The organism is Bradyrhizobium sp. USDA 4506 (assembly GCF_054058795.1).
In genome coordinates this window covers 7,334,810-7,349,486 of the sequence record NZ_JBSSBM010000002.1, presented here as the reverse complement: position 1 = coordinate 7,349,486, position 14,677 = coordinate 7,334,810, and the positions used below count along the sequence as shown (strand labels likewise).

Annotated in this window: 14 protein-coding genes; 6 read left to right on the top strand and 8 right to left on the bottom strand. The window is 65.3% G+C overall.

What is annotated here, in order from left to right:
- Positions 1 to 26: 26 nt before the first annotated feature.
- Together rpmF and mtgA are read right to left on the bottom strand one after the other, a co-directional pair.
- A complete protein-coding gene (rpmF, locus tag ACVIHF_RS36690) occupies positions 27 to 212 on the bottom strand; it encodes a 50S ribosomal protein L32 (RefSeq protein ID WP_021077536.1) in 186 nt (61 codons plus the stop codon).
- A gap of 157 nt (positions 213 to 369) precedes the next feature.
- Positions 370 to 1,041, bottom strand: a complete 672-nt coding sequence (gene mtgA, locus ACVIHF_RS36685; protein ID WP_229162861.1) for a monofunctional biosynthetic peptidoglycan transglycosylase — start codon at positions 1,039 to 1,041, stop codon at positions 370 to 372.
- A gap of 198 nt (positions 1,042 to 1,239) precedes the next feature.
- Between mtgA and ACVIHF_RS36680 the strand changes: the two genes are divergently transcribed.
- A complete protein-coding gene (locus tag ACVIHF_RS36680) occupies positions 1,240 to 2,160 on the top strand; it encodes a polyprenyl synthetase family protein (protein ID WP_057015582.1) in 921 nt (306 codons plus the stop codon).
- Between the two features lie 18 nt (positions 2,161 to 2,178).
- Entirely contained in the window at positions 2,179 to 2,859 is a 681-nt protein-coding gene (locus ACVIHF_RS36675) for a DUF1345 domain-containing protein (RefSeq protein WP_168859166.1), read from the top strand.
- A 78-nt stretch (positions 2,860 to 2,937) separates the two neighbouring features.
- Here ACVIHF_RS36675 and ACVIHF_RS36670 read toward each other — a convergent pair whose 3' ends face one another.
- Complete coding sequence (locus tag ACVIHF_RS36670) at positions 2,938 to 3,372, bottom strand: GFA family protein (RefSeq protein ID WP_310883107.1); 435 nt, start codon at positions 3,370 to 3,372, stop codon at positions 2,938 to 2,940.
- 201 nt (positions 3,373 to 3,573) lie between these two features.
- Here ACVIHF_RS36670 and ACVIHF_RS36665 point away from each other — a divergent pair, with 201 nt between their 5' ends.
- Together ACVIHF_RS36665 and ACVIHF_RS36660 are read left to right on the top strand one after the other, a co-directional pair.
- Complete coding sequence (locus ACVIHF_RS36665; RefSeq protein ID WP_016847513.1) at positions 3,574 to 3,948, top strand: nuclear transport factor 2 family protein; 375 nt, start codon at positions 3,574 to 3,576, stop codon at positions 3,946 to 3,948.
- A 108-nt stretch (positions 3,949 to 4,056) separates the two neighbouring features.
- On the top strand, positions 4,057 to 5,664 hold the full coding sequence (locus ACVIHF_RS36660; protein WP_456793425.1) for a Na+/H+ antiporter: 1,608 nt from the start codon (positions 4,057 to 4,059) through the stop codon (positions 5,662 to 5,664).
- Positions 5,665 to 5,811: 147 nt separating this feature from the next.
- Here the strand turns inward: ACVIHF_RS36660 and ACVIHF_RS36655 are convergent, their stop codons facing one another.
- The 3 genes from ACVIHF_RS36655 to ispG all read right to left on the bottom strand — a co-directional run bounded on the left by ACVIHF_RS36655 (position 5,812) and on the right by ispG (position 9,783).
- Positions 5,812 to 7,152 carry a Rieske 2Fe-2S domain-containing protein gene (locus ACVIHF_RS36655; protein ID WP_172646347.1) on the bottom strand — a complete coding sequence of 447 codons (1,341 nt, stop codon included), beginning with the start codon at positions 7,150 to 7,152 and terminating at the stop codon, positions 5,812 to 5,814.
- A 176-nt stretch (positions 7,153 to 7,328) separates the two neighbouring features.
- The gene (locus tag ACVIHF_RS36650) at positions 7,329 to 8,222 is read right to left on the bottom strand and encodes a TauD/TfdA dioxygenase family protein (protein ID WP_028343560.1); all 894 of its coding nucleotides are present in this window, start codon (positions 8,220 to 8,222) and stop codon (positions 7,329 to 7,331) included.
- A gap of 271 nt (positions 8,223 to 8,493) precedes the next feature.
- Positions 8,494 to 9,783 carry a flavodoxin-dependent (E)-4-hydroxy-3-methylbut-2-enyl-diphosphate synthase gene (gene ispG, locus ACVIHF_RS36645; protein ID WP_456793424.1) on the bottom strand — a complete coding sequence of 430 codons (1,290 nt, stop codon included), beginning with the start codon at positions 9,781 to 9,783 and terminating at the stop codon, positions 8,494 to 8,496.
- A gap of 259 nt (positions 9,784 to 10,042) precedes the next feature.
- Between ispG and ACVIHF_RS36640 the strand changes: the two genes are divergently transcribed.
- Positions 10,043 to 10,918 carry a sulfurtransferase gene (locus ACVIHF_RS36640; RefSeq protein ID WP_456793423.1) on the top strand — a complete coding sequence of 292 codons (876 nt, stop codon included), beginning with the start codon at positions 10,043 to 10,045 and terminating at the stop codon, positions 10,916 to 10,918.
- Positions 10,919 to 11,472: 554 nt separating this feature from the next.
- On the top strand, positions 11,473 to 12,732 hold the full coding sequence (locus tag ACVIHF_RS36635) for a DUF805 domain-containing protein (protein WP_456793422.1): 1,260 nt from the start codon (positions 11,473 to 11,475) through the stop codon (positions 12,730 to 12,732).
- 187 nt (positions 12,733 to 12,919) lie between these two features.
- Here ACVIHF_RS36635 and ACVIHF_RS36630 read toward each other — a convergent pair whose 3' ends face one another.
- Both ACVIHF_RS36630 and ACVIHF_RS36625 read right to left on the bottom strand, forming a co-directional pair.
- On the bottom strand, positions 12,920 to 13,876 hold the full coding sequence (locus tag ACVIHF_RS36630) for a DMT family transporter (RefSeq protein WP_456793421.1): 957 nt from the start codon (positions 13,874 to 13,876) through the stop codon (positions 12,920 to 12,922).
- A gap of 232 nt (positions 13,877 to 14,108) precedes the next feature.
- Entirely contained in the window at positions 14,109 to 14,597 is a 489-nt protein-coding gene (locus ACVIHF_RS36625) for a Fur family transcriptional regulator (RefSeq protein WP_026191999.1), read from the bottom strand.
- Positions 14,598 to 14,677: the final 80 nt, after the last annotated feature.

The following is a 14,677-nucleotide window of genomic DNA, read 5'->3' as shown; positions in this document are numbered from 1 at the left end:
CTGCGGCGCGTGGACCGAATGTCCGATCAGGACTCTTTCTTGGCCTTCAGGACCTGACGGCCCTTGTACATGCCGGTCTTCAGGTCGAGGTGGTGCGGACGGCGCAGTTCGCCGGAGTCCTTGTCCTCGACATAGGTCGGGGTCTTGATCGCATCGGCCGAACGGCGCATGCCACGGCGCGACGGCGAGGTTTTTCTTCTGGGAACGGCCATGACGGTGTCCTCTAGGGGTGTTGCGGAGGCATCGTCCGAAATGCGGACGGCTCAGCGCTTCGAAGCGCAAGCTGCGATGCCGGTAAGGCCGCGCTTATAGAGGAAGGCACTGCGTAAAGCTAGGGCCGGAGACAGCAAAAAGCGCCCGAAATCGGCCTCAGGAGCCGCGATTTTCGCGCCAGCAGCGCGTCACGGAGTTGGCCCGGACCATATAGGTGGCGGACAGCCTGCGGACCCCCGGGCCCGGGTTCCGGGCGCTCCTCTTGACCGGATTCGGCAGGATCGCCGCCAAAAGCGCGGCCTCGCGGGCTGACAGCCCCGCGGCGGACCGGCCGAAGGCATATTGGGCGCCGGCTTCGGCGCCGAACTGGCCGGACGGGCCCATTTCCGCGATATTGAGGTAGATTTCCAGGATCCGCTGCTTGGGCAACACGAGATCGATCCAGAGCGCCAGCGGCAGTTCCAGCCCCTTGCGGATCACGCTGCGGCCGGACCACAGGAACAGGTTCTTGGCGACCTGCTGGGTGATGGTCGAGCCGCCGCGGGCCACCTCGCCATCCTCGGCGTCGTCGAGCACCTCGCGCAGCGCGCCCCAGTCGATGCCCCGATGCTTGCAGAAATGGGCATCCTCCGAGCCGACCACGGACCGCGCCAGATAGGGCGACATCGCGCCGAAATCGATCCAATGCCGCGTCACCGGGGCCCCGCGCAGGGTCCGCCAGGCCATCAGCGCCGAAACCGGATGGCCGGTACGGTAGAACGGCGCCACCAGATACGGCAGCAACAGCAGGGCCAGCAAAAGCAGCAACAAAATTCGGACGATGCGCAAAGCAGGGTTTCCGGGGAGGACCATTCCAGGAAGGATTTGGGACCCGCCCGCCAGAACACGGCCGGCGCCGTCGACGTCTGCGGGATAATTCACGGTTTTTCCAGCACTTTTAAGGCGCATTCCGTCGCAGGGCGGGAATTGACGAAGCCGATGCCATCAACGATTGTCCGGCCGAAAATCGATCTGGAGCAATTCTTAATGACGACCGGTACTGCAGAGTTTTCCAAGCGGCTGGACCAGACCGCGGAGGATACCGAAGCCCTGCTCGCCAAACTGCTGTCCGACGCGACCGAAAGCGACGAAATCGTGCGCCCGAAGCGGCTGATCGAGGCCATGCGCTATTCGAGCCTCGGCGGCGGCAAGCGGCTGCGGCCGTTCCTCGCGGTCGAGAGCGCGGCGGTGTTCGGCATCCCACGCGAATCCGCGCTGCTGGTCGGCGCCGCGCTGGAATGCATCCACTGCTACTCGCTGATCCACGACGATCTGCCGGCGATGGACAATTCCGATCTGCGCCGCGGCCGCCCGACCCTGCACAAGGCCTATGACGACGCCACCGCGATCCTCGCCGGCGACGCGCTGCTCACCATCGCCTTCGACATCATCACCCGCGATGCGATCCACAAGGACGCCCAGGTCCGCCTGCTCCTGACCCGCGCGCTGGCGCGCGCCTCCGGCGTCGGCGGCATGGCCGGCGGCCAGATCCTCGACCTTGCCGGCGAAGGCCGCTTCGGCGACCGCGAGCCGGTCGACGTCGCGCGCCTGCAGCAGATGAAGACCGGCGCGCTGCTCCGTTTCGGCTGCATCGCCGGCGCGATCCTCGGCCAGTCCTCGCAAAAGGAGTACCAGGCGCTCGACGATTACGGCAAAGCGCTCGGTGAAGCCTTCCAGATCGCCGACGATCTGCTCGACGTCGAGGGCGACGCCGCCGCGCTCGGCAAGCCGGCCGGCGCTGACGCCGCGCTCGGCAAGACCACGTTCGTCACCCAGCTCGGCATCGATGGCGCCAAGCAACGCGTGCGCGACCTCCTGGCGCGTGCCGACGCCGCGCTGTCGGTATTCGGCGACCGCGGCGAGGTGCTGCGGGCGGCCGCCCGCTTCGTCGCCGAGCGCAAGAACTAGCCGAGAGCAACGCGCGAAATGAACAAGGAGATCGACGACCGCCTTGTTCGCTTCCGCAAGCTGCCGCTGCCGGTCCGCGTCGTCGTGGGCCGGCCGCGCACCTTCGGCTCGATCGCTTTCGGCATCCTGGCTGCGCTGCTGGTGCCGGGAGCAGCGCGCATCGTCACGCGCCTGCTCGCGGGCTGGGATGCCTTCGCCGCGCTGTATCTCGTGCTGGCCTATGTGATGATGCTGCGCTGTGGCGTCGCCCATATCAAGCGAAGCGCCATCCTGCAGGACGACGGCCGTTTCCTGATCCTGCTGCTGACCGCGTTCGGCGCGCTGGCGAGCCTCGCCGCCATCGTGTTCGAGCTCGGCGCATCGAAGGGCAGCCCGGCCGGACTGGCGCTGGCAATCGTCACCATCACGCTGTCATGGGCCGTGGTGCACACCGCGTTCGCGCTGCACTACGCCCATGAGTATTACCGCGGCAAGACGCCCGGCGGCCTGCAGTTTCCGAGCGGCGACGAACATGCCGACGCCGATTACTGGGACTTCGTCTACTTCTCGTTCGTGATCGGCATGACCGCGCAGGTCTCAGACGTCGGCATCACCGACAAGATCATCCGCCGCACCGCGACCGTGCACGGCATCATCTCGTTCGTGTTCAACACCGCGCTGCTCGCCCTGATGGTGAACATCGCCGCGAGCGCAATCTAGCTGCGCGGCATGATGAGATGCCGTGCGCAGGGCGGTCGGCAAGGGCTACAAGCAGCACGCCGATGACGTCGTGCGAATTTATTCCCCGCCTTGCGTCACGTGCTCCTGATATTGCGGCAGATCGTCCGATATCGCGTACCACGGCGCCTTGGAGCCGACGAAGATATGGGCGGTCGGCCGGATCGCCGGCGCATCGCGCAGCGTGCCCATCGCAACATGGACATAGGCGCCGTCACGGACCAGCGAATAGAGCAGCGAGCCGCAGCGGCCGCAATGCGCGTCGTGGGTGCGCTCATCGCCATAGATCAGGAGCCCGTCAGCGCCGCCGACCACGGTGAATTTGTCGCGCGCGATTCCCGCGAACGGCTTGAACGCCGATCCCGTGGTGCGCCGGCAGTTCGAGCAGTGACAATTGAGCGCATAGGCAAACGCGTCGGCCACCTCGTAGCGCACGTCGCGGCAGAAGCATTCGCCGGTCAGGATATGTTCGTTCGAATTTGCAGATGCGGTCACAACTCGTCCCTCACGCAGAATTTTGTCGCCGGCCATGGCGCAATCTAGCGGTTCATGGCTAAATCCTGGAGCCCTTTCCGTTCCGATTGAATCGGAACGGGGGCTCTAGATTCGAGCCTGACGCGTTTTCTCCACGCGAACCGGCACCCGCTTCGCTCGAAAACGCTCCAGCCGATCCAATCCTGCCGGGAGGACCAACCAATGAGCCAAGATCGATCCAGCGTCGAAAGCGTCGTGCAAACCTATTTCGACGGTCTCTACGAGAGCAATGCCGACAAGCTCGCCGAGGCTTTTCATCCGAGCGCCGATTTGCGCTGGGTGGAGAAGGGCGAGCTGAAGGTCCTGACCGTGCCGGACTGGCTTGCCTTGGTGCGCAAGCGCACCTCGGCGAAGGCCGAAGGCAAGCCGCGCGAGGATTTTATCGTCACCATCGACCGCTCCGACGACAACACCGCCTTCATCAAGGTGCGCTGCCAGCTGCCGCCGCGCTATTTCACCGACTATCTGGTGGCGATGAAGCTCGCCGACGGCTGGCAGATCGTCTCGAAGTCGTACCGCTACGACCTCAGGGATTGATCGACCGGGCGCGGCGCGCCCGCGACGGCTTTGTGACGCGCCCCCTGCGGTCCGGCTCCGGCCGGACCGCATTGACTGGCGCTGGTTTCCGGGCGAATTGAGCCCGTTATGGAAGCCAAGTTTCAGATTTTTCTCACTTTGCTCGGCGTGCTGGCGGGAACCGCCCTGGTGGCGCGGCGGACCGATATCGCGCCCGCGATCCTGCTGCTGCTGGTCGGCATCGTGCTCGCCTTCGTGCCGGGCATGCCGTCGCTGGAACTACCGCCCGAGCTGGTGCTGCTGGTGGTGCTGCCGCCGCTGATCTATTCGGCGAGCGTCGCGATGAGCTGGCGCGAGTTCAAGGCCAATCTACGGCCGATCATCCTGCTGTCGGTCGGCTGCGTGATCTTCACCGCCTTCATGGTCGCGGCCGCGACCCATTATCTGATCGGCCTGCCCTGGAGCATCGGCTTCCTGCTCGGCGCCATCGTCGCGCCGCCCGACGTGGTCGCGCCGCTGGCGATCGCCCGCAGGCTCGGCATGCCCCGCCGCATCCTGGTGGTGCTCGAGGGCGAAGGGCTCGCCAATGACGCGACCGCGCTGATTCTCTACCGCTTCGCGCTCGCCGCGATCACCACCGGGCTGTTCTCGCTGCCGAAGGCGACCGGCACTTTCCTCGTCATCGTCGCCGGCGAGATCGCGTTCGGCACCGCGGTCGGCTGGCTCAGCCTGCGCGCCCGCCGCCGCGCCAGGGATCCGCAGGTCGAGATCACGCTGTCGCTGATCACGCCCTACCTCGCCTACTGGATCCCGGAGCATTTCGGCGGCAGCGGCGTGATCGCGACCGTCGCCTGCGGCCTCTACATGAGCTGGAACGGGCCGCTGCTGATCTCGGCCGCGACGCGCCTGCAGGGCATCTTCTTCTGGGACCTGATCATCTATCTGATCGAGGGCCTGCTGTTCCTCTTGACCGGCTTCCAGATGCGTTCGCTGTACGAGAAGTCGAAGTCGTTCCCGCTGCACGACATCCTCACCGCGACCGTGCTGGTCGCCGTCATCGTGATCGTGGCGCGCTTCGTCTGGGTGTTTCCCGGCACCTATCTGCCGCGCTGGATCAGCCGACGCGTGAGCGAGCGCGATCCGCTGCCGTCGTGGCGGGCGGTGTTCGTGGTCGCCTTCACCGGCGTGCGCGGCGCGGTCTCGCTCGCCGCGGCGCTGGCGCTGCCATTGACGCTGCCGAGCGGAGACGCCTTCCCGTATCGCGACCTGATCCTGTTCGTCGCCTTCGGTGTGATCTTCGTGACGCTGGTCGGGCTCGGCCTCACTCTGCCGCCGGTGGTGCGCTGGCTCGGCCTCGCCAGGGACGGACGCAGCGAGCACATCGCCGAGCACGAGCAGGAGATCGCGGCGCGGCGCGAGGCGCTGAACGCCGCGCTGAAGTCGCTCGATGCCATCACCGACGACCGCGAGCTTTCCGACGAGGTCATCAAGCTCTTGCGCTCGCGGCACGAGATCCGGATCAACCAGCTGCCCGACTCGCTCAATCCCGACACGCACGACGTCTCCGCCACCGGCACCGAGCTGACGCGGGAGCTGATCGCCTCCGAGCGCAAGTTCATCCATATGCTGCTGCGCGACGGCAAGATCACCGACGAGACCAGGCGGCGGATCGAGCGCGACCTGGATCTGGAGGAGGCGAGCCTGTCGAACCGCGAGTATCGCAGGATTCCGTTGTAGCGCGCGGTATCTCCACCCGTCGTCCCGGCGAAGGCCGGGACCCATTACCACAAGTACCAATTGGTTTGCGGGCTGGAGCCACGCCGCGCTTCAACAACGCAACCCTGTGGTTATGGGTCCCGGCCTTCGCCGGGACGACAGTGGATATCATTCCGCCGCGGCGTTCTGGCCGGGACCGCCGACGAAGCCGGCGGGGTCGCCGAACCGCTCGATCATGACGGCGGTGAGGTCCTTGGTCTTGCTGGTGACGCAGGCGCCGGAGCGCACGGTGTAGCGGTCCTGATGCTGAGCATGCGGCGGCGCCTCGCCCTTTTGCAGCGCGCGGGCCGCCTCCATGACCAGCTTGCGGAAATGCATGATGCCGAGATCGGTCGGGCCGAGATGCTCGCGGGTACGGTCGGCGATCGGGCCCTGGCTGTCCTGCACCGCGGCGTCCTGCTCGGAGACGCCCTTGATGCCGGTGTAGCTTTTGGTCCGCTGCAGCTTGCGGTCGATCAGATAGTCGTTGGCCTTGTTGCGCAGCGGCACGTAGTTCTCGTCGACGACAGCCATCACGCCGTTGCCGTTGGCGTAGCCTTCGCGCTCGGCATCGGTCAGCGGCCGATGGGGATTCCACGCATAGGTGTAAATCCAGCAATTGGTGTCGGTGACCGGCACGAAGGTCTGGCCGAACATGTTCTCGCCCGGCATCGAGCTCGGCGCGTAGCTGTGGAACGGCATCAGGAACTGGGCGATGCGCCAGTAGATGTTGTCGCTGCCGGTGAGCCGTCCGCCCGCCACCGTGAGGCCGGCCTCATGCGGATTGATCTTGATGACGGGGCGCGGATCCTCGGCGATCCAGCGCATGTGATCGGTCGCGACCCGCGTCAGCGGGTTCACGAAATGCTTCTTGATGTCGAGGATCTCGTTCTCCTCCTTCTCGAAGGAGAGGTGTGCGAAGGTGAAATGCGCGGTGTCGATCGAGCCTTCCACCGCCTGCACCCAGTTGCAGTCCTGCCACTTCTTGGTGACGAAGCGGTGCGAGGCCGGCAGCAGCGCCATCTCCAGCGCCGGCAGCTCGGGCATCTGATCGGCCGGGCCCATATAGGCCCAGATCATGTCGCCCCATTCACGCACCGGATAGGACTTGATCCGGATCAGGTCCTTTGCGTTGAGGTCGGGATACGAGGTCGGCATGTCGACGCAGCGGCCGTCGGTGTCGAACTTCCAGCCGTGATAGACGCAGCGGATGCCGCATTCCTCGTTGCGGCCGAGCCAGAGATTGGCGCCGCGATGCGGGCAGTACTGGTCGATGACGCCGACCACGCCTCTCGTGTCGCGGAAGGCGAGCAGCTCCTCGCCCATCACGACGATCTTCTTCGGATCGCTGTCCGGCTCCGGCAACTCCTCCGACAGCAGCACCGGAATCCAGAACCGCCGCAGCAATTCGCCCATGCCGGTCCCCTCACCGGATTCGGTGAGGAATTTGTTGTCCTCGGCGCGAAGCATGGGCGGTCTCCCGATGGCATTTTTTCAGTTCGTAGTTCGTAGGATGGGTGGAGCGCAGCGATACCCATCAACTTTTTGAGCCGCACGATGAGACGATGGGTTTCGCGGAGTTTATCATCGGGCCGCGCGTTGCGCGGACCCGTTGGCTCTACCCGTCCTACGCACCACGCAATTCCTCACACCGGCCGCTCTCCCTTCACGGTGACGCGGGTGCCGGAGCGGGTGTGCGGCCAGTAATCCCACATCGCGCGATGCTGGGCGCAGCGGTTGTCCCAGAACGCGATCGCGTTCTCGGTCCAGCGGAAGCGGCACTGGAACAGCGGGTTCTCGGCGTGCTGGTAGAGATAGGCCAGCATCGCGTCGCTCTCGTCGCGCGGGATGCCGACGATGAAGCGGGTGAAGCCGCGATTGACATAGAGCGACTTCTTGCCGGTCACCGGATGGGTGCGGACCACCGGATGCTCGGCGCGGGGATATTCCCGTTTGTCGGCGACGCCGTAGTTGGCATACAGGCCACGATAGGTCTGTTCGCCGTCATGCAGCGCGGTCAGCCCGTCGAGATAGGCCTTCATGCGGTCCGACAGCGCCTCATAGGCGGCGTACATGTTGGCGAACAGGGTGTCGCCGCCGCGCGGCGGGCACTGCTTGATGTAGAGGATCGAACCCATCGGCGGCTCGAGATCGCAGGACACGTCGGTGTGCCAGCCCTCGCCATTCGCGCGTGGCGAATCCTTGTCGGCATAGATCTTCATCAGCGCCGGATCGCCCTCGTTGGGCGCGGCCGGATGCACATGCAGCTCGCCGAACTTGCGGCCAAAGGCGAGATGCTGGTCGGGGCTGATGTGCTGGTCGCGGAAGAAGATGACGAGGTTTTCGGCGAGCGCGCGATGGATCTCGTCCATCTGGCGGTTGGAGCGCGCATCGTCGCCAACGAGCTTGCCGATATCGACGCCGGAGATCTCCGCGCCGATGATCGGCGTCAGCTTCTCGACGCCGATGGTCTCATAGGGCTCGGATTGGTCGGCGAGGTGGCGGTAGCGCGGACCCTGCTTGCCGGACAGCGAGCTCATGGGCGTTCTCCCAATCATTCTTGATTGGGAGCATCGTAGCGAGCATCGACGGAAGCGCAATCTGCGCCCCAAACATATCTGTCGTCCCGGACAAGCGCAGCGAAGCGGAGCGCAGATCCGGGACCCATAACCACAGGGTCGCGTTTTGCGGAGGCTGGTAACCCGCATCTCGCGCCACAACCACATCCTGTGGTTATGGGTCCCTGCTCCCGTGCGCAATTGCGCACTAGGCAGGGACGACGGTTGAGTGTGGGTCACGCGCGGAGTGAAACTACTCCGCGGCGCCGGCCTGCTCCGGCAGCTTGGCGCCGTTGCCGTAGCGCTGGTCGATATAGTCGATCACCAATGCCTTGAAGTCGGCGGCGATGCCCGGACCGCGCAGGGTGCGGAACTTCTTGCCGTCGACGAAGACAGGCGCGGCCGGCGCTTCGCCGGTACCGGGCAGCGAGATGCCGATATTGGCATGCTTGGATTCGCCCGGGCCGTTGACGATGCAGCCCATCACCGCGACGTTGAGCTGCTCGACGCCCGGATACTTGGTCTTCCAGGCCGGCATCTCGTCGCGGATGAAATCCTGGATCGAGCGCGCCAGCTCCTGGAACGTGGTCGAGGTCGTGCGGCCGCAGCCCGGGCATGCCGCAACCAGCGGCACGAAGGTACGGAAGCCCATGGTCTGCAGCAATTCCTGCGCGACCTGCACTTCCAGCGTGCGATCGCCGCCGGGCTCCGGCGTCAGCGAGATGCGGATGGTGTCGCCGATGCCCTGCTGCAGCAGGATGCCCAGCGCGGCCGAGGAGGCCACGATGCCCTTCGAGCCCATGCCGGCCTCGGTGAGGCCGAGATGGATCGCATAATCCGAGCGGCGCACCACTTCCTGATAGACCGCGATCAGGTCCTGCACGGCGGAGACCTTCGCCGACAGGATGATCCGGTTCTTCGGCATGCCGAGCTCTTGCGCGCGCGCCGCCGACAGCAGCGCCGACTGCACCATCGCCTCGCGCGTCACGGCGCGGGCATCGCGCGGATTCGCAGACGCCGTGTTCTCGTCCATCAGCTTGGTGAGCAGCTCCTGGTCGAGCGAGCCCCAATTGGCGCCGATGCGCACCGGCTTGTTGTTCTTGTTGGCGATCTCGATGATGTCGGCGAACTGCGTATCGCGCTTGTTCTTGAAGCCGACATTGCCGGGATTGATGCGGTACTTGTCGAGCGCTTCGGCGCAGGCCGGATATCCGGCGAGCAGCTTGTGGCCGATATAGTGGAAGTCGCCGATCAGGGGCGTGGTGATGCCGCGCTTGCGCAGGCCGTCACGGATGTGCGGCACGGCAGCGGCGGCTTCCTCGCGGTCGACGGTGATGCGGACCATCTCGGAGCCGGCGCGGGAGAGCGCGGCGACCTGGGCGATGGTGCCGTCGACATCGGCGGTGTCGGTGTTGGTCATCGACTGCACGACGATCGGCGCGCCGCCGCCGACGGCGACGTTGCCGACCATGACCTGCGTGGTTTCGTGCCGCGGCGCGGGGCCGGCGACGTCGTCTTGCGGCAAAATCTCGGGCTTGTTCATGGCGTCTCGAATATCAGGTTTTGGTGACATTCACCAAGGGGGCGATGGGCCTCGCGCGCGACGGACCAAACGACCATATTTCGGAGTGAATTCAACAGCTTATGGCGCCGATTGAGGCCAAACGCAAGCCATGCAGCGGCGTCCTGCATGCCCAGCTATATTGGACCGGATTGGGGTGAATCAAAGGGCAAAGTGACAGCTTTTCATATGATCTGGCGCATCTTAGCATCCCGTTAAACACACACCGGGAGGACGCAAAATGGCCGGCAACAGCGAGCTGATCACCACGGCGGAACTTGCCGAGATCCTGACCCGGCCGGACCTTCGCCTGTTCGACTGCACGACCTATCTGGAGCCGGCCCCCGCCGGCAGCAACGTTCCCTATATTGTCGTCTCGGGCCGCCAGACGTTCGAGGCCGGCCACATCCCGGGCGCGAATTTCCTGGATTTGCAGGCCGAATTCTCCGAGGCCAATACCCATCTGCGTTTCATGATGCCGCCGACAGCGCAGCTCGAAGCCGCGTTCGGCCGCCACGGCATCTCGGCGGGCAGCCGCGTCGTGCTCTATTCGATCGGCACCGCAATGTGGGCGACGCGGTTCTGGTGGATGCTGCGCTCGCTCGGCTTCGAGGGTGCCGCCGTGCTCGACGGCGGCATCGACAAATGGACCGCCGAAGGACGCGACATCGAGACCGGACTTGCCGGCGGCTATCCGCCGGCGACGTTTCCGGCGCGGCCGAAGGACGGCATGTTCGCCGACAAGCATGACGTGCTCGCCGCGACCACGGAGGGCGACACCGTCATCGTCAACGCGCTCGGCCCGCAATTCTACAAGGGACTGGAGCCGAGCCGTTACGGCCGGCCCGGCCGCATCCCCGGCAGCGTCAGCGTGCCGGCGGCGACCTTGATCGATCCCAAGGCCAAGACGTTCGTGCCGCTTGAGGAGGCCGAAGCAACCTTCGCCGCGCAAGGCATCACCAGGGACAAGCGCGTCGTCGCCTATTGCGGCGGCGGCATCTCCGCGACCATCGACCTGTTCCAGCTGCATCGGCTCGGCTACGACAATCTCACGCTCTATGACGGCTCGATGGGCGAATGGGCGAAGGATGAGTCCCTGCCAATCGAGAGGGGGTAGTGGACAGGCGCGATGTCTCCTCCGTCGTCCTGGCGAAGGCGAATTTGCTTGTGAACGGGAAAGCGGCCCCCAGCGTCGCGCGACAACCGACAGTTGGGGTAATGGGTCCTGGCCTTCGCCAGGACGACGCTGAATGTTTGGCGCGCCGATGAGGCATACATCCGCATTCTCGTGACATGAATCGTCGGAGTCTTGAGGCGATCAAGCCGGCTTCTTGACGATCTCAAGGCCGCGGGCCGCCAATTCCTTCAAGATGCTCCGTGCGAGGTGGGAGCACTCATCCGGCTTGATCCAGCACGCGCTCCGCCAGTCCGGATCATCCTCCTTGGAGTATGCCGTGAACGCGGACCGGATTCCGGCTTCAATTGCATCGGTGGCATCGGTTGGCATCGGCGCGCCTCCAACGGCATCCCTCGCATGGGAGCCTTCGTGGAGGCGATGTTGACGTAAATCGATACCGTCCGCAATTGCGCCTGAAGGCCACAATTGTCCGCTCAGCAATAGGGAAACGTAAATCTTCGCCGCTAGAGTGCTGCCGTCTGCCGGAGATGGTCGTGCATCCCACCGTGTCGATCGCCACCTGTTTCAGGAAGTATGCTGATTTCACCGGACGGGCTTCGCGCGCCGAGTTCTGGTGGTTCTTCGGCTTTTGTCTGCTGCTCCTGCTCGCAGCCCATCAGCTCGACAAGACGGTCTACGCCGCCGTCGCAATAGCGCTGCCGCTGTTTGCCGTGACGGCCCGGCGCTTCCACGACAGTGGCCTGACCACCGGCCTTGCGGTGTTCTTCGCCGTTGCGCCGTTTGTCATCTTCTACTTCTTTTCCGCTGTCCAGGATCGCATCGAGGCATGGTTTGGCGTGCACGTGCCGTATGGATTGATCGCCGCGATCCCGGCGACCTGCGCCTTTGCTTTCTCTGCCTTCTGCTTCCTCGCCGCACTCGGCCGCCGAGGCCTGCAGACCGCTTCGACGGCACGGGCGAGGTCCGGCGTCGATTCATCGGAAGCAAATCCGGCCGTGCTCGCCAGGCAAGAGGCGGAACGCAAGGTCTCCGGTTTTTCCAAAGCCGTCATGGCCGTATTCGCGATCCCGGCGGATGGCGGGGCGTCGGCCGGCGCCGACAAGACCGACCCCGGCGTCACCGCCGCGTGCGGGATCGTCGTCGATCTCTGCGCGCGTTACGGACACGGCATCACCTCACCGCCATTCAACGCGCTGTTTTCCGGATCAGGGGCGCGACTTGAGGCCGCCGGCTGGCACGCCCTACCGGACGGCGGCGCGGAGATCGACCTGAACCATCGCGCAAGCACCAGCATCGTGCGCAATTGCGCAGTTGAACTGCGCAAGGACGCGGGACAGACCGACATTGCCGGCCTGCTGCGCAAGGAGAAAGAGCAGTTGCAGGCGGCCGAGACGGCGACGCCGGAACAGGATCGGACGACAGCCTATTACGCGCTCGACGGAGCGGGCGCAGCCGGATTCATTGCGATCGAGAAGCTGCGTCAAAGCTACAACACCTATTTCCGAATCCGCATCTGCCTTGCCGAAGGGCATGGGCGCGCCGCGATGGAGACCCTGCGATCGTCGACGCTCTACCAGGCATTTCGCCACGCGTTCTCCGATGGCGCGCCGCCCTATCCCGCGTTCGGCCAGAGAATCATCAAGGGCTATCAGCCGATCCTCTACCGGGACGGGCTCGGCATCTCACTCGAGGTCACCGATCTCGGAGCCGGGAGCGCAAAAATGCTTGCCGACCGCGGGCTGCATCTTCCGCCGGTCTATGTCGATTTCGAGATGCATGAGCGGATGATGTAACGGGATTGCGCTCCGGTTGTCTGCGGCATTCCGCTCCTCTTTGCTCGTCATCCTGAGGCGCGAGCTCTTGCGAGCCTCGAAGGATGAACGGCCCGGCTGCCGGCTGGGCCGTCGTGCTTCGAGACGCGCGTTCCGCGCTCCTCAGCATGACGGGGAGAGAGTTGAGCGCACGGCACCCAGGATAACCTCACGCCGGCACGTTGGGATCCGGCGTCACCTTCGGGTCGGGCTTGTTGACGAGATAGAGCCCGGCGATCACCAGCAGCGCGGCGACGCCGAACACCGCCGTCAGCGTGTCGTGCATGATGAAATAGGCCGCGACGACGCCGAACAGCGGCGTGACGAAGGTGAAGGCCGACAGCTTGCTCGCGGAGTAGGTTTTCACCATCGCGAACCAGATGACGAACGTGCAGCCCACCACCCAGACCGCCTGATAGGCGAGCAGCGAGATCGACAGCGCGCTCGGCACATGCTCGATGCGCTCGCCCGCGATCCAGGCGGCGAAGCCGAGGATCGGAATCGAGATCGCGACCTGGTAGCCGAGCGCCTTTTCCGGCGCGGCCTTGCGCAAGCCTGTGCCCTTGGCGACCAGCGTGGTTGCCGCCCACAGCGCGCCGCCGCCGACCACCATGAGGTCGCCGAGCAGCACCTTGGCATCGACGTTCGGCTGCGGCACGCCGATCGCGAGCGCGACGCCGGCAAAGCTCAGCGCAAGCCCGCTCCACTGCACGGTCGAGAGACGCTCGCCGAGGAATTGGTGCGAGCCGAGCGCGACGAAGAACGGCGCGGTGTAGAGGAACACCGAGGCGCGCGAGGCCGAGGTGAAGACCAGTCCGGTGAAAATCAGCACGAACTCGCAGCCGAACATCAGCCCGGCGATGATCCCGGGCACGAGCGTGCCGTCGCCCTCGAAGAATTTGACCCCGCGCAGGCGGCCGACGATCAGCATCACCGGCAGCGCGCCGGCGGAGCGGATCATCGCCTGCAGCATCGGCGGCACGTCGGGCAGCGCAAGCTTGACCGCGAGCTGGTTGAAGCCCCAGCTCACGCACAGCATCAGCATCACGGCGATGGCGCCGGGCGGCAGCCCGTGTCCGACGCTGACGGGCCTCGTGACGCTGGCGGAGATCGCTTGGGTCGACATGTTTCCTCGCGGGCCGGCTTGGTGCCGTGTTGTTAATTGCCGGTTGGGCTCCCTCGCCCCGCTCTTGCGGGGAGAGGGTTGGGGTGAGGGGCCGTCGCCGCAAATTCGATAGAGGCGAGCGTGCGGAGAGTCCCCCTCACCCGAAATTCGCTACCGCGAATTTCGACCTCTCCCCGCAAGCGGGGCGAGGTAGCTCGAAAGCAGTGCGAGTTAGCTGAAACCATCGCGCCATCTACGTCTTCTGGCAATGCGCGCAGGTGCCGGCGATCTCGACGACGGAGAGTTTCGGGATGAACCCCGAGGCCCGCGCCGCCGCGGTCAGGCTTTGCGCGACGGGGGCGGCCGGGATCTCGCCGACCGAGCCGCAATGGTCGCAGATCAGGAACGCCACCATCGAGGTCTCGTCATGGTCATGCGCGCAGGCGAGGAAGGCGTTGCGGCTCTCGATGCGGTGCACGAGGCCGTTCTCCATCAGGAAGTCGAGCGCGCGGTAGACGGTAATCGGTGCCGGCCGCGGCATCGTCTTGGCCAGCTCGTCGATCACCTCATAGGCGCCGAGCGGGCGATGGCTCGACAGCAGCGCCTGCAGCACCTGACGGCGGATCGGGGTGAATTTCTGGCCGCGGCGCGCACAAACCTGCTCGGCATGCGCCATCGCGTCCGCGGCGCAGCGGCCGTGATCGTGGTCGGGGGCAGGAAATGTCGGCTTGGCCAGGCTCATTGCCTCGATATGTAGCATTTGCGCGCCCGTTCCCAAAGCCCGGCTCCAAACCCCGGTCCGTCGCCGCGTTGCAGCCATGC